Below are 17,374 nucleotides of genomic sequence, written 5' to 3'. Positions count from 1 at the left end.
TCTCAGAAGAATCGGTAAGACGCTTCTGGAATATCAAGCTGAAAATTCAGCCTAAATCATAACTCAATCATATCAAAAATGGAATCTAAAAGCAAATTTTGCTTTAGCAAAACGTAACTCATGTTTAGACTTTTTTTGGGACATTTTCAATTTCGCTTGACAGCCCTTTTTAAATAACGTTTTCAAAAAACAGTGAAAATCAAAAAAACTGCATTAGCAGTCTCTTTTCATCTGTCAGCCCACGTTTGTCTTTGCCAGTTGGCACAAAGCGAAAAACGATGAATTTAGCCGTTTGAGATGATAAGTTTGAAATTCTGTGAATGCTTTTCTTGACACGTAAGACGTCATTTTCTCTGACATTCTTACTGCTAATTTTACCATTTTCTAAATACTCAATCGTAATTTCACCAGAAGTAACGATGATATTTTCATCTAGCTTAACATGTTTGTGCCAATCTTGAACAACACCTACTGGCAAGGATTCACATGAATTTCAAACTCTGGATAGAGAAAATAAGCAACTTGTGTGCCAGTGGACTTTGTAACAGAAATCGCTGTTTCGTGAGATATTATCTCAATCAGTTCCTCGTCTTGTAACATGACATCACTTCCTCTTCCGAGAAATCAAATGAATCGGTGTGCCTTCAAATACAAATGCCTTGCGAATCTGATTTTCTAACATTCGGCCATATGAAAAGTGCATGAGTTCTTCTTCATTGACAAAAATGACGAAAGTCGGTGGTTTAATCGCCACTTGTGTGGCATAGAAAATTTTGAGACGGCGACCTTTGTCGGTTGGTGTTGGGTTAATGGCAATGGCATCCATGATGACATCGTTAAGCACCGCAGACGGAATCCGCATATTTTGAGCTTGGCTGACTGTTTTTATTAGCTCTGGTAATTTATTCAAACGTTGTTTTGTTTCCGCCGACACGAAAATAATGGGAGCATAACTCAGATATTGGAACTCGTCTCTAATTTTTTCTTCCCAATTTTGCATTGTTTTATTGTCTTTGTCAAGCGTATCCCATTTGTTGACGACGATGATAATGCCTCGCCCCGCCTCATGTGCAAAGCCTGCAATCCTTTTGTCGTACTCACGGATGCCCTCTTCGGCGTTTAGCACCATGAGGACAACGTCCGAGCGATCAATGGCACGCATGGCACGCATGACCGAATATTTCTCCGTCGTCTCGTAAACCTTGCCCCGCTTACGCATGCCGGCGGTGTCAATGACGGTAAACTCTTGCCCATCGTCGTCCGTGAAGTTGGTGTCAATGGCATCGCGCGTTGTCCCCGCAATCGGGCTGGCAATCACGCGCTCCTCGCCTAGAATCGCGTTAATCAAGCTCGACTTGCCGACATTTGGCCGACCAATCAGCGAAAACTTGATAATATCGGGATTTTCTACCTCAGTTTCGCTCGGGAGATTCTCGATAATGGCATCTAGCACATCGCCCGTGCCAATGCCGTGAACGGCAGAAACAGGGTAAGGGTCGCCAAGCCCAAGGCTGTAAAAATCGAAAATATCGAGACGGCGCTCAGGATTATCAACCTTGTTGACGACAAGAATGACGGGTTTGTCCGTCTTATAGAGCAACTGCGCCACATGCTCGTCCGCATCTGTCACGCCATTTTCACCGTCAACGACAAAAACGATGACATCCGCCTCATCCATGGCAATCTCAGCCTGAGCCTTAATTTGCGCCATGAACGGCGTATCAGCCAGCTCAATCCCGCCTGTGTCAATCATGGCGAATTTTTTGTTGAGCCACTCGCTCGTCGTGTAAATGCGGTCGCGCGTCACCCCTGGTGTATCCTCAACGATCGAAATACGCTCACCTGCGATACGGTTAAAGATGGTCGATTTGCCGACATTTGGTCGTCCGACAATCGCTACTGTTGGTAATGCCATTTTTCTAGTCTCCTTTATGTTACCGTGCTTTTCCACTTGCTAAGCACTCATGTTTAAGTATAACATAATTTTGAGGTTGGCGTTGGGTGTTGTGATGGAAAAAGTTTTTGATTGTTTCTTTCATTTAAAAATTTTATGAAATAGTTTTGATTGAAAAACGACCACATCGCTTTAAATGGTCGTGTAATTTCTGATATTTCCTTTTAGTTGTCAATTCTATCGAATTTGATAGAATTGAAATCCGAATTATGAACAGTCTCCCAAAACCTTGTATGACGATTACACATCCAATTGTTAATAACGCAAAACATCTTCTGATAAATCTTTATAATACTTTTTAAGATATAATCTTGCTCTTGCAATTTGTTGGAAAATAGGCTCTGACGAATTTATCTTATCTTTCCATAGATAACACAATATTTCCCAAGTATCTAACTTAAAATGACGTAAATCATCAATTTTAGCAATATTATTTTCAAGCAAATCAAAGTCAACGTCTGTCAAATCATCAGTCAAAACAATTTCACAGTCTTTATACAGACTTTCAACTTTAGTAATTGCATCACTTTCCGTTTCCGCAACCACTCCAATCGTCCGTTGCAAAGTCTCTGTGATTTCAACATTAAATTTATTCATCTGGCAATTCTCCTAATCTTTAGTGATCTCAATTATTGATCAAAAAATAAGGATTGTCAAGCTAAATTTTCGTATAATGCCCATTGCCGTCAAAATGAATAAAGCCTTTATCACGCAAAAGTTGCAGTTGCTGACGAATTTTCGCCTTAACATTAAAATTATTTGGATGCAATTTGGCTAAATCTTCTTCAAATTCATACATCTGTTTGAGCGAAAACTCTGCTGATTGCTTTTCGACAAAAAATAAAGTATCCAACAACCAACCACGACTATCCAAATTATCAGTATCAAGCGGTTTAGCTTTTTGGTAAGTCGAGAGAACCGTTTGTTTATCAATAATTTGCTGATTTTTAATCAAATGAATTTTGCCAATTTCTGGCACTTTTTCAATCGCAATATTGCTGCCAACCCACCCCGCACGTCTTGCCGTATCAGCCAACGGTTTCCTTTTTTCAATAATAGTTGCCGTGAAAAAGAACTTAGGAATCAAAATCAAATTTTGAACTTCAAAATTTTTATGTGTTAAATAAAGCAAATCAGGATTATTAACGTCAGAAATTCGCTGAATTAAAGTATCATAAGCTCCATTGACAATTTTTTTAGGTAAATTTCTCTGATTTTCTTTACTTTTTAGCTCAAATTCAGACGAACATTTGACACAATAAAAATCAGCAACTGGTCGATTATTTTCAAAATTTCTAATCTGCTCATTGCCACAAATTGGACAATACAAATTATTTTCTGCCCAATTTTCAGTCATCACTCTAGCTTGCTGTGATTTACTTTTATAATGACTCTGAATATTCTCAAGTATCAGTTCTATAATAACACCTTATTTCCTATGCTGTCTCATCAACTTCTTATCCCGTAAAGTCGCCAAAGTCGCGGTTTGTGGTTCGGCACCAAATTGCGCTGCGACACGGTCGCTCCAATCACTGCCGACACGTCTTTCGCCCGCATAATCTTGCTGAACTTGGTCATAGGTCTTGATTATCTCATCATCTTGGACTTGGTAGCTTTCGTCAAAAACAACTGTTTCGTAAGGCAAGCGTGGCTTAACATCATTGTGCCGACTAGGCACGCCAAGCGCCAAGCCAAACAAAGGATAGGTGTAATCGGGCAAGTTGAGGATTTGCGAGATTTCCGCCGATTGCTCGCGCACAAGACCGACAATCACGCCACCATAGCCCAGACTTTCAGCTGCCAAAAGGGTATTTTGCGCCGCTAAACTGGCGTCAACAGAAGTAATCAAGAGATTTTCAACGCCAGTCGGATAAAAGTCAGTCGTGTGCAACTTGACTGCTTTCTCAGCACGATTGAGGTCGCCAACAAACACAAGGAAATTCGCTGCACCAAGGATTGATTTCTGCGGTTGCAAATCGAAAATTTTCTGTTTCGTCTCATCAGATGTCACATTGATAATCGAATAAGACTGAAAATTCTTCCAAGATGATGCCGCACGCCCCGCATCAATCAGCATTTTCAGCGTTTCTGACGGTATTTTCTCGTCTGTAAAATTTCTAACTGACGCGTGTTTCAGCATCAAATCAATTGTTTCATTTGTCATGTCGTAAGTTTTCTCCCTCTAATCTGATTTCCTTTGCTAAATAGCGCACGCGCTCCATGACACGCTTGGCTGGCCAAGTCTCCTCGGCATGTTTCGTCTCAGCAAGGTGCCTCTCTAATTCCGCCATGGTTAAGTTTGACGTGAAAAATGTTGTCAGATTTTCCTGCATGCGATATTGTAAAATAACTTGCAAGACCGCATCACGAACCCAAGCATTATTTATCTCAGCACCAATATCATCAATCACAAGAACTGGCGCTTTTTTAACAGCATTAACACGATTTTGAACCGTTTCAAAATTAATATCAGCAATAAAAGTCGGATAATGAATAATCGTCGTTGACACACCTTTTCCAGCCAATTCATTTGCCATGGCAGCCATCATAAAACTCTTGCCCACGCCAAAATCACCATACAAATAAAGCCCGTTATTATTTGGATAATCAGCGATAAAATTAGCCACCGCTTGATAAGAAATCACACGTTTAGCATCATTTAAGAGCACATCCGACCATTTAACAGCTGCAAACTCTTTCGGCATACCAACTAATTTGACACGACGTTTTTTAGAAATTTCCGCCTCTTTGGCAAGCGTTTCCTCAGTTGCACGATAGGTCACATCTGCAAAACCCTCATTATCAATGAGAATCGGCTCGTAACCGTCAATTTTCGTTGGCTGCCCTTGAACAAATTTCGCCTTTTCCGCCACATATTCGTTAAATTTTGTCAAAGATTTACTAACTTGGTCATTTTGATAAGCATTTTCTTTGATAAAAGCTTGAATTTCTGCATTTTCCAAAATTTTCGCCGTCAATTCTTGATACTTTTTGCGGTCAAAACGATTATTAATCGCCTCTGCCATTGACTCCATAGCCATTTACTCACCTCCGTTCAAATTTTCGAGCGCTTGACGTTTGATTTTTTCAAGTTCATTTTGTTGCGCTAAACTTGTTTGATTTTTATAATCTGGATCCGACCACTCTGGCGTTTTTTTGCCAACTGGCGCTGTTTTTTTAGGCGGTGTCGCCTTTTTAAGTGCTTTTTCAGCCTGTTTACTTTGGAAAGTCGCCAACCACTTAACCGCTAAGACCGCAGACGTTATCCCCTCTTTCTTCCAACGATTAGCTTGCTCCTCGATATAGTCAGAAATATTAGAATAGCCTCTAATCTCCAAAAAATAAATAATCAGCATATTTTGCAATTCTGCAGTCACACCGTCACGCGCAAGTCGTTGCAAAAGTTGCTTTTCCTTTTGCGTTGGATGCCCGTCAAATCGCCGTTTCTTGATTTGCGCAAGCAAGAGCTCGGGCTTTTCAGCCTTAGCCGTGCGTATCAAATCCTGTTCCGCCTTTGAAAAATCAGTTACCCTCGGCTGTTTTTGGTTCTGCGTGATTAACCATCGCGACATATTCGCCGTATTCAGCGTGCTGTCGCCATTTTGCGTCGCCTCAGCAACCTTGAACAAGTCATACCAGTCCAAGTCGAACTTTTCAGCCAGCGCATAAAGCGCAAGCGTGTCCTTAGTTTCATCTGCAAAATGTAGATTTTTATCAAGCATCGTGACCTTAAACGTCGCCAGATTAAAGCCTTTATCTGTGATTTTTGGCATTTCAGCAAAATCGCTAACACGGTAAATATCTGAAAAACGTTTAGACATCAGCTGACCCGAAAAATCAGCAGTCGGCACCAACTTTTCAAGAGCAGCCAAGCCAATCTTATCCGCCAAAAGTTGCCGATAAAGCCCGTCTGCCAAAAACTGCTCAGGTGTCAGATGACTATGACAAGCAATCTCGAACTCGCCATGATTATCATAAATATCTAATAATTTTACCGCTGACAACTTATCAAGCGCAAGCGCCAAATCAGTCAAACCAAAATTCAAATGATTGAGCAAATCTGACAAACGCCCTTTTTTGACCACCCGCAAAAGTTGATACAAAGCAAGACCATCACGCTCAATAATCGGCTCATAAAACATGACAAAAACACCCGCATCAAAGCTGGTTTTCTCAGCATTTTTAACTGTGAATCTGTCAATAGGTCTCATGGCTACTCCTTTAGTGATTGAGGAACGAAGTGACGTCAACTTAGGGAAGTAGCTATCTACAACGTGGCTTAGCGATTTATCGCTTAGCCGTTGGAGTGGCTATTCCTTTAACGCTCTGAAAATATTTTTACATTGCAAACAGACATTTCCAAATAAAACTATTGATGTTTTTTAGTAATATTTCGCAGCAGTTCTTCCAAGTCACTGACATCCTTAAAACTGCGATAAACACTAGCAAAACGCACATAGGTAATCTCGTCCATCTCCGCCAATTCCTCCATGACCAACTCACCAATCACGTCGGTATGGACTTCATTTTCAGCCTGCATACGAACTTTTCGCTCAACTCGCTCGACCGCTTTTTCGATTGTTTCTGACGAAACCGGACGTTTACGCGCACTCCTGACAATACCTTGGATAATTTTTTCACGATTGAAAAGCTCACGCGTATCGTCTTTTTTGATAACTAAAAGTGGCATTTCTTCAATTCGTTCAAACGTTGTGAAACGATTGTGACATTCTTCACATTCTCGACGTCGTCTAATGGCATTTTCAGCCTGACGACTGTCAACAACTTTTGATTCTTCAGATTGACATTTTGGACATTTCATGAGCAAAACTGCGCCTCCACGCGGTAAATAACCTGACCTTTTGACGAAAATTTCGCCTCATATTCAGTCATAACATTTTTTTCAGAAAATGTATCATCAGCATGCAAATCAAGCCAAACTTGTTGCAAAATCATGCCGTATTGACTCATGGATGCAAGTGAATATTCAAACAAACCACAATTATCCGTCTTAAAATGAATTTGACCCTGTTCAACTAAAATTGTTTCATAATTTTTCAGAAAATCTTTGTAAGTTAAACGACGTTTTTCATGCCGCAACTTGGGCCAAGGATCAGAAAAATTCAGATACACCAACGCAACCTCGCCGTCCGCAAAATAATTAGTCAAAGCGCTACCATCAACGTGTAAAAGCTGAACATTTGGCAAATTAAGCGCCAAAACTTTATCCAAAGCATAAGACAAAACAGTCAGTTGCATATCAATCGCGATATAGTTAATCTCTGGGTGCAGCTGCGCCATACCTGTGATAAAAGCACCCTTACCAGATCCGACTTCGATATGAATCGGATGACGATTGCCAAATTTTTCCGCCCATTTTCCCTTAAACATTTCAGGATTTTCGACCACATATTGGGGATTTTCTGCCATCATTTCAGGCGCACCTTTGCGATTTCTCACTCGCATCTTTAACTCCTCTCCATAACCAAAACTTAGTTTAAACCGAAACAAGGAGACCAGCAAGCCTCCCATTCATTTATTTGACAATGTCACAAAAATTGCGCAAACCCAAGATTTCCGAATTGGCAGCCTGCATATTATCTGACCACAAATTTTCATTGATTTGCCTTAAAAATGACAATATGCCGTACCACTTAATTTTAACAAAAGTCTCATCATCTACTTTATAACCTGAATATTCAAGCCATTTCCGCCATTGACTCGGCGCAATATAATGGCTTAGCAAATGCGCCAAATCAATATAAGCATCCGAAAGCGCAACGGTATCCCAATCAACTAGATAAATCTTCCCACTGTGGTCATTTTTTAGCCAATTATGATGATTCACATCGCCATGCACAACAACAGCATTTGTAGGGTCAAATTTCGGTATTGCTTGCCGTAACTCAGTCAATAAATCAGATAAAAAACTATTAGCAATCAGATGTCGATGCGCATTTTGATAAAGCTCATCAACCCATTGTCGTGGTGCGGTCACACCATTGCCAAATTTTTTGAAGGATTCGACCAATTTTTTGCTATGATGAAGGGTTGCAAGAGATTGGTTAATCTGCGTATCACCCATTTCTGTCGCAGCCAAAACAACACCGTCTATCCAAGACTGAGCTGTCAACATCTCGCCATTGCTATTACGTTTAGTCCAGATGATTTTCGGTGTCAAACCTGCCTGCGAAATAGTGGCTAAAAGTGGACTCGCATTGACTTTAACAAAGGCTTTTTGACTGCCAAATGTCGCATAAAAAACGTTGTTAATACTCTGTCCAAACGAATTATTTAATGGCACATAAGTCCAATCCGACTCCTTATCTTGCAACATGCCTGTCGAACCCTCCTTTCATCTGTATTTTCAAATTTTTTTATCCTTTATAGTGGATCAACATTGACTGGGTCAAAATATCTGCATACATGTAAGATTCAACAATTTTTTGACCACGCGGCAAGATTTTCTCAACGACAAAATGCGTGTCAAAAACCTCCGTCAAGGTCACTTTATGGCGATTTTCACGCTTACGACCGTAGTGATCCGTGATGTCCACATCCTCACCCAAATGCGCTGCAACTTCTTTTTTGATTTCGATGATTTTTCCGACTTCTTGGCTATCCATATCGTTTCTCATTTCTATTATTTTAGATTCAAATTGTTCATAAACTTATAAACTTGACAGTATTACTATTATAACACGAAAGACACCCTAAAATCTACACCTTATTTATTTAGGACATCTCTAAAAACTGCTTGACCAAATTTTAGATAGATTTTTTAACCGCAAGGAAATTCGACGACGGCTTGCTAGTGCAAGGCTAGAAGGATTGACGCAGGATTTGGAAAATCTAGCAAAATTTGGGAAATCTGATTTTTTAGAGTTGCCCTTTACGCTTGATGTTGCGTATCAATGCTCGTGAATTTGGTAAACTGCCCAACCCACATCAGCTCAGCTGTTCCTATTTCGCCCGACCGATTTTTAGCAAAAATAATCTCAGCTTTATTATCAATTTCGACTTCGGGATCATTCTCTCTTTGATAATAAGCCTCACGATGAATAAAAGCGACAATATCGGCATCTTGCTCAATTGAGCCAGACTCCCGCAAGTCAGACAATTTAGGGCGTTTGTCCTCACGTTGCTCAACGCCACGACTGAGCTGACTAAGCGCAATAACTGGGACTTTCAACTCTTTGGCAAGAACTTTCAACTGACGCGAAATCTCCGAAACTTCTTGTTGGCGATTTTCCCGACCTGTTCCCGAAATCAATTGCAAATAGTCAATCAAAATCAAGCCTAAATTATTCGTTTCTTGCGCTAATTTTCGAGCGCGCGCCCGAATTTCAGTGATTTTAATCCCAGGCGAATCATCAACATAAATACTCGCATTGGCAAGACTGCCCATGGCAAGTGTCAAGTTATTCCAATCATCATCAGTCAGTTTCCCCGTCCGCAAGGAATGGGCATCAATCAATCCCTCAGACGAAACCATCCGATTGACTAGACTTTCAGCACCCATTTCCAGAGAAAAAATAGCGACTGTTTTATCAGATTTTGCGCCAATATTTTGCGCAATATTCAGCGCAAAAGCCGTTTTCCCCATAGCTGGACGCGCCGCTAAGATAATCAACTCGCCCTCATGCAAGCCCGTCGTTTTCTCGTCCAATGCTGGAAAACCTGTCGAAATCCCTGTCACCGTTGATTTGAGCTTAGAGAGTTTCTCAATCTCATCATAATTGGCATCAAGAATCTCCGAAATCTTGCGGAAACCAGAGCGTGTCTGCCCTTCTGTGACATCAATAATGCCTTTTTCAGCCGCAGCAATCACATCATCTGCTGGCTCATCCTGAGCATATGCCCGCTCAATCGACTCCGTCAACTTGCCAATCAAATTGCGTAGCAAAGCCTTTTCAGCCACAATCTGCGCATAATAAACCGCATTTGCCGCAGTTGGCGTGCTGTCAGCAAGCTCGTTAATATAAGAAATACCACCAATCGTTTCAAGATCGCCTTGATTTTCCAAACGCGAATGCACCGTCAAAACATCTATCGGACTGCGGTCATCTTGCAAACGCTCCATAATCCGAAAGATAATCTTGTGAGAAATTTTGTAAAAATCATCAGCCGTAATATGCGCCATGACCTCTATCAAGCGCTCGTTATCAAGGAAAATCGCACCAAGCACCGCTTGTTCTGCCGCTAAATCCTGCGGTGGTGCTTTGAGAACATCTATCTCAACCATTTATTTCTCCGATATTTTGACACGAATCGTCGCTGTTACATCTCTATGCAGCTTGACTGGCACATCTTTTTGACCAATCGCTTTGAGCGGATAATTGAGCTGAATTTTATGCTTATCCAGTTTCAGATTGAACTGTGCATTCAACGCATCAGCGATTTTTTTCGAGTTAATCGCCCCAAACAAGCGACCATCAGCCCCAACTTTTTCCTTGATTTCAACGATTGTTGTCTCTTTTTCAAGTTCAGCTTTGAGCGCTTTGGCCTCTGCCAAAATCTCAGCCTCAGCTTTTTCTTCAGCCTTAACTTTCCCTTTCAACTCAGCCATGGCTTGCCCTGTCGCCTCTTTTGCCAAATTTTTCTTGATTAAAAAATTCTGTGCAAAACCTGTTGGCACTTCCTTGACTTCGCCACGTTTTCCTTTGCCTTTAACGTCTTGTAAAAAAATAACTTTCATTTTGTTTTCTCCTATTATTTTATACTCATTTAAATATAAAACTTTTTATAGTTAAACGAGCTATATTATTTAAACTCATGTGTTAAAATCGTCAGCAACTCTTCTTTAACTTCAGCAGGTGTTTTCTCATAAATCTGAGCTGCTGCATTATTGAAATGACCACCGCCGCCAAGCTTTTCCATGATTCTTTGAACATTGAAATTACCAGAAGAACGCGCTGAAACAGCAACATACCCCTTTTCATGATTGACAACAGTAAAAGAAGCATCAATGCCAACCATATTAAGGAGTGTATCGGCGGCTTTGGCAATTGTAATATTGTCATACATTTTACGATAAAGTCCAATTGCAATTGTCACATTACCAAAAAAGTCCGCATTGAGAACAATTTCATTAATTTTTTTGTAATTATCAAACTCGGTCGCTAATAAAGTTTTAATCAAATTATTATCAGCACCTTGTGAACGCAGATAGGATGCTGCCTCAAAAGTTCTTGTCGTTGTTCCTCTAGTGAATTTTTGCGTATCCATAGAAATGCCCGCAAGCGCAATTGATGCCTCAACTTTAGACATTTTTTGGACTTGGTCATTTTGATACTGCAAAACTTCAACGACCAATTCTGAAGCGGATGAAGCGCCACTTTCGATATAAGTCAGCAAGGCATTTTCAGGAAAATCATCATCGCGCCTATGATGGTCAATGACGACAACCTTGTCAAAACTCCTGTAAAAATCATAATCCATGGTCTGGTGTGTCTTTGAATGGTCAACCATAATCAAAAGCGAGTTCGGCTTTTTTAGCTGATGTGCCGTTTCCATGCGGATAATATGGGCAAAGCCATCCTTAGACTCATTGAGCTTGTCAATAGCACGTGACACATCAGGCAAGAGCTGTCTGTCGTCATAAACAATAAAGGCCTCTTTGTCATTCATATTGGCAAATATTTTCATCGCAACACCCGCACCAAGCGCATCCATATCAGGATATTTATGACCCATAACAAAGACATTTTCCGATTCGATAACAATCGTTCTAAGCGCTGTTGCAATCGCCCGCGCCCGTGTTCTTGATTTTTGGATATGACTAGCTGAATTACCACCGAAATAAATTGGTTTTGCTGTATTGACATTTTCCTTGATAACAACTTGGTCTCCACCACGCACCATAGCCAATTCAAGATTGTCAAGCGCCGTTTTCCCAATTTTTGAAAAATTATCCTGACCATAAGACAGACCAATCGACAAAGTTAGAGAAAAGTTTTTCTCCGTTGCCTCTTCACGGAAGTAATTGACAAATTCAAACTTGTCATCCATGATTTTTTTCAGCGTTAAAAAATTAGTATAGATGTAATAACGACTAGAATTATAACGACTGATATAGACATTATATTTGCTTGAAATACTGTCAATATTGGTAGCAATGAAATTGTTGATGACCGTTCGACTACTGTCAGAAATCAAATCAGTCGCATCATCATAATTGTCAACGGACAAAATGCCGATAACCGGACGACTTTCACGCGTAATCGTTTTAGCGACAACTTCACTGGTGGCATCTACAAAATAAAGTAAATTTTTCTGCTGATCCATTTTGACCGCATATTTTTTTTGATTGACCGAGAGATATTGGATCCCTTCCTCGTCAATCGCCCGCACCATTTCCTTAATTTTCTTAGCTTCTAGCTTGTCCTCATCATTGGCAAAAATAATATCGACAAAGGGATTGAACCACTCAGGCGAATAATCTTCCGCCGAATAACGTAGCACACCAATCGGCATCGTGTCAAGAGTTGCATTGAGCGAATTTTCGGCTTGTTCATTGAGTTCGCGAATACTATCGAGCTTTTTTGCCTTAGCCAATCTCGCCCGCACCAACATGACAAAAACAATAACAAGATTTATAGCAAACAGACCAATCAATGTCGTCTGACGAAAGTTAGATAGTCGAATGACCAACAGCTCACACAAATAGACAACCGTCATGAAAATGATAATCGCAAGTGGCAAAAATTTATCAAAACGCTTCATTGTTTTTGAGCTACTCCTTTTAAATAACAAGTTATAAAATGAATTTTAAACGATTTGTCTAATAGGTCATTTTACCATATTTTACACGGTTTTTCAAAAATGTGTGTTAAAGCTGCTGAGAAATCTCGGTCAGTGTGTCAAATAAAGTTGTTGCCCGCGATTGATCCAAACCAAAAACGGTATCTTTAATCGCCCAAACTGTCGCTTTTGAGTCCACACCTGCGGCAATACCTTTTTCGCTATCCTCGATAATGAGCGTTTCAGCTGGTATCACGCCAAGTTTTGCCATCGCAACTTGGTAAATTTCAGGATTGGGCTTTGATTCCTTGAAATCATCGCCTGACAAAATAACCTTGAAATAAGGCAGCAGTTCAGTCATTTTCAAGGCTCTAAGAATTTCCAATTTAGCTGTACTTGAAGCAAGCCCCAGTTTATAGCCTTTTGCTTGTAAATCATCAAGTGTTCTCTTAGCATCTGGAAAAAGCAATTCAGCATAAGGCATCAGATTGTCCAGTTTGTACTGTAAATAGTCAGCTTGTAAAGCTGGTACATCCCATTTATCATAATCATCACGCAAAATCATATGCCAAACTTGTTTCATGTTACCACCAATAAAATTCAAAGGCGACAAATGAGCGATTGAAATGCCCTTACTGTCCAAAAAAGCTTTTCGTCGTGCATAATAATAATGCTCAGTATCCACCAAAACACCGTCCATGTCAAAAATAATTGCTTTAAATTTAGTCATACTTATATTTTATCAAATTTTTAAGAATTTTGTATTGAAAATTTTCTGAATTTTCGGTAAAATAGTAGTAACTAACTTATTTTTAAAAGGAAAATTATTTTGAAAGTCATTAAATTTGGCGGCTCTTCACTTGCAAGTGCCGAACAACTCACAAAAGTCCGTAACATTGTCAAAAGTGATGCCACACGCAAATTCGTTGTTGTCTCTGCACCTGGTAAGCGCGAAGCTAACGATACCAAGGTTACGGATGCGCTGATTGCCTATTATAAAGCCTACAAAAAGGGCGAGGATGTCACGACAACTCAAAAATGGATTATCTCACGTTATCAAAATATGTGTGATGAACTCGGCATTTCTGGCGCTGTAATAGTAAATATCGCAGATGAAATTAACTCACTCGCCAAGCTGCCAATCAAAGACAATAAATTTCTTTACGACACTTTTCTTGCAGCAGGCGAAAATAACAACGCCAAACTAATTGCTGAATATTTCAGCGAAAATGGTATCAACGCACGTTATATTCATCCGCAAGATGCGGGTATTATCGTAAGTGCTGAACCTGGCAATGCGAGACTTCTACCGTCAAGCTACGAAAAAATCAATTATCTCAACGACCTTGATGAAACGCTGATTATCCCAGGCTTTTTCGGTGTGACTGAAAATGGCGAAATCTGCACTTTCTCTCGTGGTGGCTCTGATATTACTGGTTCTATTATTGCTGCGGGTGTTCGCGCTGAACTTTACGAAAACTTTACTGACGTTGACGGCATTTTTGCAGCGCATCCTGGTATTATCAAATCGCCTGCCTCTATTACGGAGCTGACTTACCGTGAAATGCGCGAACTTGCCTATTCTGGCTTTTCCGTCCTTCATGACGAGGCGCTTTTGCCTGCCTATCGTGCCAATGTGCCTTTGGTCATCAAGAACACCAACAATCCTGAACATCCTGGTACAAAAATTGTTGCCAAACGTACCGTGACTGGCTCTCCTGTTGTCGGTATTGCAGCTGACGGCGGCTTTACGGCGCTCAATATCTCCAAATATCTGATGAATCGTGAAATCGGTTTTGGTAGAAAAGTTTTACAAATTTTGGAAAATCTCGGTATTCGATTTGAACATATGCCGACTGGTATTGACGATATGAGCATTATCATGCGTGACCGTTTTTTAAACAGACAACTCGAAAAATCAATTCTTGATAATATGACCGAAAGTCTCCAACCTGATGAGTTATATTTCGAGAAAAATCTGTCAATCATGATGATTGTTGGCGAAGATATGAAAGAGCATATCGGTGTAACCGCTCGTGCAGCCCACGCCTTGGCACAAGCAGGAGTCAATATCGAAATGTTATCCCAAGGTTCTTCAGAAGTCTCTATCATGTTTATCGTGAAATCTGATCAAGAAAGTGCCGCAATTACAGCACTTTATGAAGAATTTTTTGCAAAATAATTAAAAATAGAAGAATCGCATGAAATCAACGTTTTATAAAACGAATTTCATGCGATTTTCTTAATTCTAAGGTTGTTTCCCAATATAAGCCAAAATCCCGCCATCAACATACAAAACATGCCCATTAACAAAATCTGATGCCTTAGATGCCAAGAAAACAGTCGGACCTGCCAAATCATAGGTCGTTCCCCAACGATTAGCGGGCGTTTTTGCCAAAATGAAATCGTTAAATGGATGACCATTCTCACGCAACGGCGCGGTTTGTGGCGTTTCGATATAACCTGGGCCAATACCATTACATTGGATATTGTATTGGCCGTATTCGGAGGCGATATTTCTTGTCAACATCTTCAAACCGCCTTTGGCAGCTGCGTAGGCGCTGACTGTCTCGCGACCGAGTTCGCTCATCATCGAGCAGATATTGATGATTTTCCCCCCACCTTTTTCAATCATACTTGGAATGACCGCTTTTGCTACGATAAATGGCGCATTTAGGTCAACATCAACGACTTTTCGAAAGTCCGCTGCACTCATCTCAATCATCGGGATACGTTTGATAATACCCGCATTGTTAATCAAAATATCAATAACACCAACTTCTGCCTCGATTTGCTTAATAGCTGCTTGGACTGCCGACTCATCTGTCACGTCAAAAACGTAGCCGTGAGCCTTGATGCCCTCTGCTTTGTAGGCTGCGATGCCCTTATCCACAAATTCTTGTTTCAAGTCGTTGAAAACAATCGTTGCGCCAGCTTTTGCAAGCGCTGAGGCAAGTTCAAAGCCAATACCATAAGTTGCACCTGTTACTAGGGCAATTTTTCCGTCTAATTTATAATCTTCTAATGAAAATTCCATCTGATAACCTTTCTAATCCAGTTTATAATGAGCAGCACCTAGGGAAAAAGACAAATTTTAGAATCCTGGCTACTCACTTTGCGCTTTAGCGCTTAGTGAAGTAGCTACACACAACGTGCCTTAGCGTTTTAACGCTTAGGCGTTGGGTGCGCGAGCGCAGAACCTTAAAATTTCCTATTTTCCTACGGTGCTGAACGCTCATTAACACTTTTTGTCCTACTTCAAATCCTTAGTTGCCACAAAATCCATATCATCATAGGTGATATTTTCGCCACACATTGCCCAAATAAAACTGTAATTTGTTGTCGCAACGCCGCTGTGTATTGACCAGCTCGGCGAAATCACGGCTTGGTCTGGCGCAACAATCAGATGTTTGGTTTCGTCTGGTTTGCCCATGAAATGAAAAACTCGCTGTTCTTCGTCAAAATCGAAGTACAAATACGCCTCCATTCGCCGTTCATGCGTGTGACACGGCATGGTATTCCAAGAACTGCCAGGCTCAAGAATCGTATACCCCATTTGAAGTTGGCAACTTTCACAGATATTTGGATGGATATATTGGTAAATGTTGCGATCGTTCATGGCCTCACTTGCGCCCGTTTTCATCGGTTTAATTTCTGAAATCGCAATTTTGACGTTGGGATATTTTTTGTGGGCTGGAGTTGAGCTGATATAAAATTTCGCAGGATTTTCGGGGTCATCAGACTCGAAAATCACTTCTTTGGTTTCCTTGCCAATGTAGTAGCCGTCTTGCTTGACCATAGATTCAGTTTTGCCATCAATGGTAATCTTGCCCGCACCGCCGATGTTAATCACACCGAGTTCTCGGCGCTCTAGGAAATAAGCAACGCCAAGTTCCTTGTTTAACACAATCTCCAAAGGTTGCGTTGTGGGTGTTACGCCACCAAAAATCATGCGATCGTTGTGCGTGTAAGTGAGCTTAATTTCGCCCGAAACAAAAACTTGCTCGACCAAAAATTCCTCGCGGAGTTCCGCTGTATTCAAGCGCGCAATGTCCTTGGGACTGTGCGCATAGCGTGTGTCTAATGTCGTCATCTATGTGTTACCTCCAATAGTTTTAGTATAAGCGTTTTTCAGACTTTCATCAATGAAATTTTTTAACATTTTAGGCTAAAAATTTAATCTCTCGGCCAAATGCCTTGACTTGTGTTAGCGCTAGAAATGGTGAGTTATCTGTTATATTTTGGATTAAATTTGTGATAACAATTTTAGAAGTTATTGTCTCTTCAAATGAAAAATATTGCGGACTTGCGAATTTTTCTGTCTTGAGGTGTCGGGCTTCTCCCGAATCAAAAATAACTGAGACTTGTGTCCCAAAACTGTCATGTGGAAAATCAGCCCTCAAAGTCAAGCCCATTTTATCTGGTAAAACTTCTCACCCAAAGTCAATGGTCAAAGCGGCATCTTCTTGCCTGTTAATGCCCCATGATTGATAGGGATATACGCCATGGCTGAGCGTTGCAAAAACACCGTCAATTGCATTTCTTGCAAATAATAGACTTCTCCCAAAAATAAAAAAATTTGTTATACTATAGTCATGAACTATGAATCCCTCAGCAAACTCAGCGATAGTCATTTTAAACGTCTAGTTGGCGTTAAACGTCCAACCTTTGAATCTA

20 protein-coding genes are annotated in these 17,374 nt (G+C 40.5%); 1 reads left to right on the top strand and 19 read right to left on the bottom strand.

The window, feature by feature from the left end:
- Positions 1 to 199: 199 nt before the first annotated feature.
- The 16 genes from Hs30E_RS07930 to Hs30E_RS07860 form a co-directional block, all read right to left on the bottom strand.
- Complete coding sequence (locus Hs30E_RS07930) at positions 200 to 478, bottom strand: cupin domain-containing protein (protein ID WP_172209420.1); 279 nt, start codon at positions 476 to 478, stop codon at positions 200 to 202.
- Positions 469 to 600 (bottom strand): hypothetical protein, encoded by a 132-nt coding sequence (locus Hs30E_RS11435; protein WP_267130239.1) that lies wholly within the window; start codon positions 598 to 600, stop codon positions 469 to 471. The genes Hs30E_RS07930 and Hs30E_RS11435 overlap by 10 nt, the downstream gene beginning before the upstream one ends.
- Before the next feature lie 4 nt (positions 601 to 604).
- Complete coding sequence (gene der / locus Hs30E_RS07925; RefSeq protein WP_172209419.1) at positions 605 to 1,915, bottom strand: ribosome biogenesis GTPase Der; 1,311 nt, start codon at positions 1,913 to 1,915, stop codon at positions 605 to 607.
- 294 nt (positions 1,916 to 2,209) lie between these two features.
- Positions 2,210 to 2,551 carry a DpnD/PcfM family protein gene (locus tag Hs30E_RS07920; protein WP_172209418.1) on the bottom strand — a complete coding sequence of 114 codons (342 nt, stop codon included), beginning with the start codon at positions 2,549 to 2,551 and terminating at the stop codon, positions 2,210 to 2,212.
- Positions 2,552 to 2,612: 61 nt separating this feature from the next.
- Entirely contained in the window at positions 2,613 to 3,353 is a 741-nt protein-coding gene (locus tag Hs30E_RS07915) for a DpnI domain-containing protein (protein ID WP_308780838.1), read from the bottom strand.
- A gap of 30 nt (positions 3,354 to 3,383) precedes the next feature.
- Positions 3,384 to 4,118, bottom strand: coding sequence for a nitroreductase family protein (locus Hs30E_RS07910; RefSeq protein WP_172209417.1), 735 nt, complete (start codon positions 4,116 to 4,118; stop codon positions 3,384 to 3,386).
- Positions 4,108 to 4,995: a primosomal protein DnaI gene (gene dnaI, locus Hs30E_RS07905; protein WP_228462024.1), complete on the bottom strand. Its 888-nt coding sequence runs from the start codon at positions 4,993 to 4,995 to the stop codon at positions 4,108 to 4,110. Before dnaI ends, Hs30E_RS07910 begins: the two co-directional genes overlap by 11 nt.
- Positions 4,996 to 6,165 (bottom strand): DnaD domain protein, encoded by a 1,170-nt coding sequence (locus Hs30E_RS07900; protein WP_172209416.1) that lies wholly within the window; start codon positions 6,163 to 6,165, stop codon positions 4,996 to 4,998.
- A gap of 158 nt (positions 6,166 to 6,323) precedes the next feature.
- Positions 6,324 to 6,776 carry a transcriptional regulator NrdR gene (gene nrdR, locus Hs30E_RS07895; protein ID WP_172209415.1) on the bottom strand — a complete coding sequence of 151 codons (453 nt, stop codon included), beginning with the start codon at positions 6,774 to 6,776 and terminating at the stop codon, positions 6,324 to 6,326.
- Positions 6,773 to 7,420 (bottom strand): tRNA (guanosine(46)-N7)-methyltransferase TrmB, encoded by a 648-nt coding sequence (trmB, locus tag Hs30E_RS07890; protein ID WP_172209414.1) that lies wholly within the window; start codon positions 7,418 to 7,420, stop codon positions 6,773 to 6,775. The genes nrdR and trmB overlap by 4 nt, the downstream gene beginning before the upstream one ends.
- A gap of 70 nt (positions 7,421 to 7,490) precedes the next feature.
- Positions 7,491 to 8,291 (bottom strand): phosphotransferase family protein, encoded by an 801-nt coding sequence (locus Hs30E_RS07885; RefSeq protein WP_172209413.1) that lies wholly within the window; start codon positions 8,289 to 8,291, stop codon positions 7,491 to 7,493.
- Positions 8,292 to 8,331: 40 nt separating this feature from the next.
- Positions 8,332 to 8,592, bottom strand: a complete 261-nt coding sequence (locus Hs30E_RS07880) for a Veg family protein (RefSeq protein ID WP_228462023.1) — start codon at positions 8,590 to 8,592, stop codon at positions 8,332 to 8,334.
- A 254-nt stretch (positions 8,593 to 8,846) separates the two neighbouring features.
- Entirely contained in the window at positions 8,847 to 10,199 is a 1,353-nt protein-coding gene (gene dnaB, locus Hs30E_RS07875) for a replicative DNA helicase (RefSeq protein ID WP_172209412.1), read from the bottom strand.
- A complete protein-coding gene (gene rplI, locus Hs30E_RS07870) occupies positions 10,200 to 10,652 on the bottom strand; it encodes a 50S ribosomal protein L9 (RefSeq protein WP_172209411.1) in 453 nt (150 codons plus the stop codon).
- A gap of 65 nt (positions 10,653 to 10,717) precedes the next feature.
- Positions 10,718 to 12,679 (bottom strand): GGDEF domain-containing protein, encoded by a 1,962-nt coding sequence (locus tag Hs30E_RS07865; RefSeq protein WP_172209410.1) that lies wholly within the window; start codon positions 12,677 to 12,679, stop codon positions 10,718 to 10,720.
- A gap of 106 nt (positions 12,680 to 12,785) precedes the next feature.
- Entirely contained in the window at positions 12,786 to 13,427 is a 642-nt protein-coding gene (locus tag Hs30E_RS07860; RefSeq protein WP_172209409.1) for an HAD family hydrolase, read from the bottom strand.
- A gap of 99 nt (positions 13,428 to 13,526) precedes the next feature.
- Here Hs30E_RS07860 and Hs30E_RS07855 point away from each other — a divergent pair, with 99 nt between their 5' ends.
- Entirely contained in the window at positions 13,527 to 14,879 is a 1,353-nt protein-coding gene (locus Hs30E_RS07855; RefSeq protein WP_172209407.1) for an aspartate kinase, read from the top strand.
- 66 nt (positions 14,880 to 14,945) lie between these two features.
- Here the strand turns inward: Hs30E_RS07855 and Hs30E_RS07850 are convergent, their stop codons facing one another.
- From Hs30E_RS07850 to Hs30E_RS07840, 3 genes are all read right to left on the bottom strand, one after another.
- Positions 14,946 to 15,734: a gluconate 5-dehydrogenase gene (locus tag Hs30E_RS07850; protein WP_172209405.1), complete on the bottom strand. Its 789-nt coding sequence runs from the start codon at positions 15,732 to 15,734 to the stop codon at positions 14,946 to 14,948.
- 216 nt (positions 15,735 to 15,950) lie between these two features.
- Complete coding sequence (gene kduI / locus Hs30E_RS07845; RefSeq protein WP_172209403.1) at positions 15,951 to 16,790, bottom strand: 5-dehydro-4-deoxy-D-glucuronate isomerase; 840 nt, start codon at positions 16,788 to 16,790, stop codon at positions 15,951 to 15,953.
- Between the two features lie 70 nt (positions 16,791 to 16,860).
- Positions 16,861 to 17,112, bottom strand: a complete 252-nt coding sequence (locus tag Hs30E_RS07840; RefSeq protein ID WP_172209402.1) for a hypothetical protein — start codon at positions 17,110 to 17,112, stop codon at positions 16,861 to 16,863.
- Positions 17,113 to 17,374 lie beyond the last annotated feature (262 nt).

Origin of the sequence: Pseudolactococcus hodotermopsidis (assembly GCF_011170085.1) — a bacterium.
In the GTDB taxonomy this organism is placed as follows: Bacteria; Bacillota; Bacilli; order Lactobacillales; family Streptococcaceae; genus Pseudolactococcus; species Pseudolactococcus hodotermopsidis.
The sequence above is the reverse complement of the archived record's forward strand: the minus strand, read 5'-3'. Positions and strand labels throughout refer to the sequence as shown.

Coding starts and splice junctions, on each gene's coding strand:
- Hs30E_RS07880 (WP_228462023.1), bottom strand. CDS start 8,592: ATGAGAAACGATATGGATAGCCAAGAAGTCGGAAAAATCATCGAAATC.
- Hs30E_RS07900 (WP_172209416.1), bottom strand. CDS start 6,165: ATGAGACCTATTGACAGATTCACAGTTAAAAATGCTGAGAAAACCAGC.
- Hs30E_RS07920 (WP_172209418.1), bottom strand. CDS start 2,551: ATGAATAAATTTAATGTTGAAATCACAGAGACTTTGCAACGGACGATT.
- Hs30E_RS07865 (WP_172209410.1), bottom strand. CDS start 12,679: ATGAAGCGTTTTGATAAATTTTTGCCACTTGCGATTATCATTTTCATG.
- nrdR (WP_172209415.1), bottom strand. CDS start 6,776: ATGAAATGTCCAAAATGTCAATCTGAAGAATCAAAAGTTGTTGACAGT.
- Hs30E_RS07840 (WP_172209402.1), bottom strand. CDS start 17,112: ATGGGCTTGACTTTGAGGGCTGATTTTCCACATGACAGTTTTGGGACA.
- Hs30E_RS07850 (WP_172209405.1), bottom strand. CDS start 15,734: ATGGAATTTTCATTAGAAGATTATAAATTAGACGGAAAAATTGCCCTA.
- trmB (WP_172209414.1), bottom strand. CDS start 7,420: ATGCGAGTGAGAAATCGCAAAGGTGCGCCTGAAATGATGGCAGAAAAT.
- dnaB (WP_172209412.1), bottom strand. CDS start 10,199: ATGGTTGAGATAGATGTTCTCAAAGCACCACCGCAGGATTTAGCGGCA.
- Hs30E_RS11435 (WP_267130239.1), bottom strand. CDS start 600: ATGTTACAAGACGAGGAACTGATTGAGATAATATCTCACGAAACAGCG.
- Hs30E_RS07910 (WP_172209417.1), bottom strand. CDS start 4,118: ATGACAAATGAAACAATTGATTTGATGCTGAAACACGCGTCAGTTAGA.
- rplI (WP_172209411.1), bottom strand. CDS start 10,652: ATGAAAGTTATTTTTTTACAAGACGTTAAAGGCAAAGGAAAACGTGGC.
- kduI (WP_172209403.1), bottom strand. CDS start 16,790: ATGACGACATTAGACACACGCTATGCGCACAGTCCCAAGGACATTGCG.
- der (WP_172209419.1), bottom strand. CDS start 1,915: ATGGCATTACCAACAGTAGCGATTGTCGGACGACCAAATGTCGGCAAA.
- dnaI (WP_228462024.1), bottom strand. CDS start 4,995: ATGGCTATGGAGTCAATGGCAGAGGCGATTAATAATCGTTTTGACCGC.
- Hs30E_RS07860 (WP_172209409.1), bottom strand. CDS start 13,427: ATGACTAAATTTAAAGCAATTATTTTTGACATGGACGGTGTTTTGGTG.
- Hs30E_RS07885 (WP_172209413.1), bottom strand. CDS start 8,291: ATGTTGCAAGATAAGGAGTCGGATTGGACTTATGTGCCATTAAATAAT.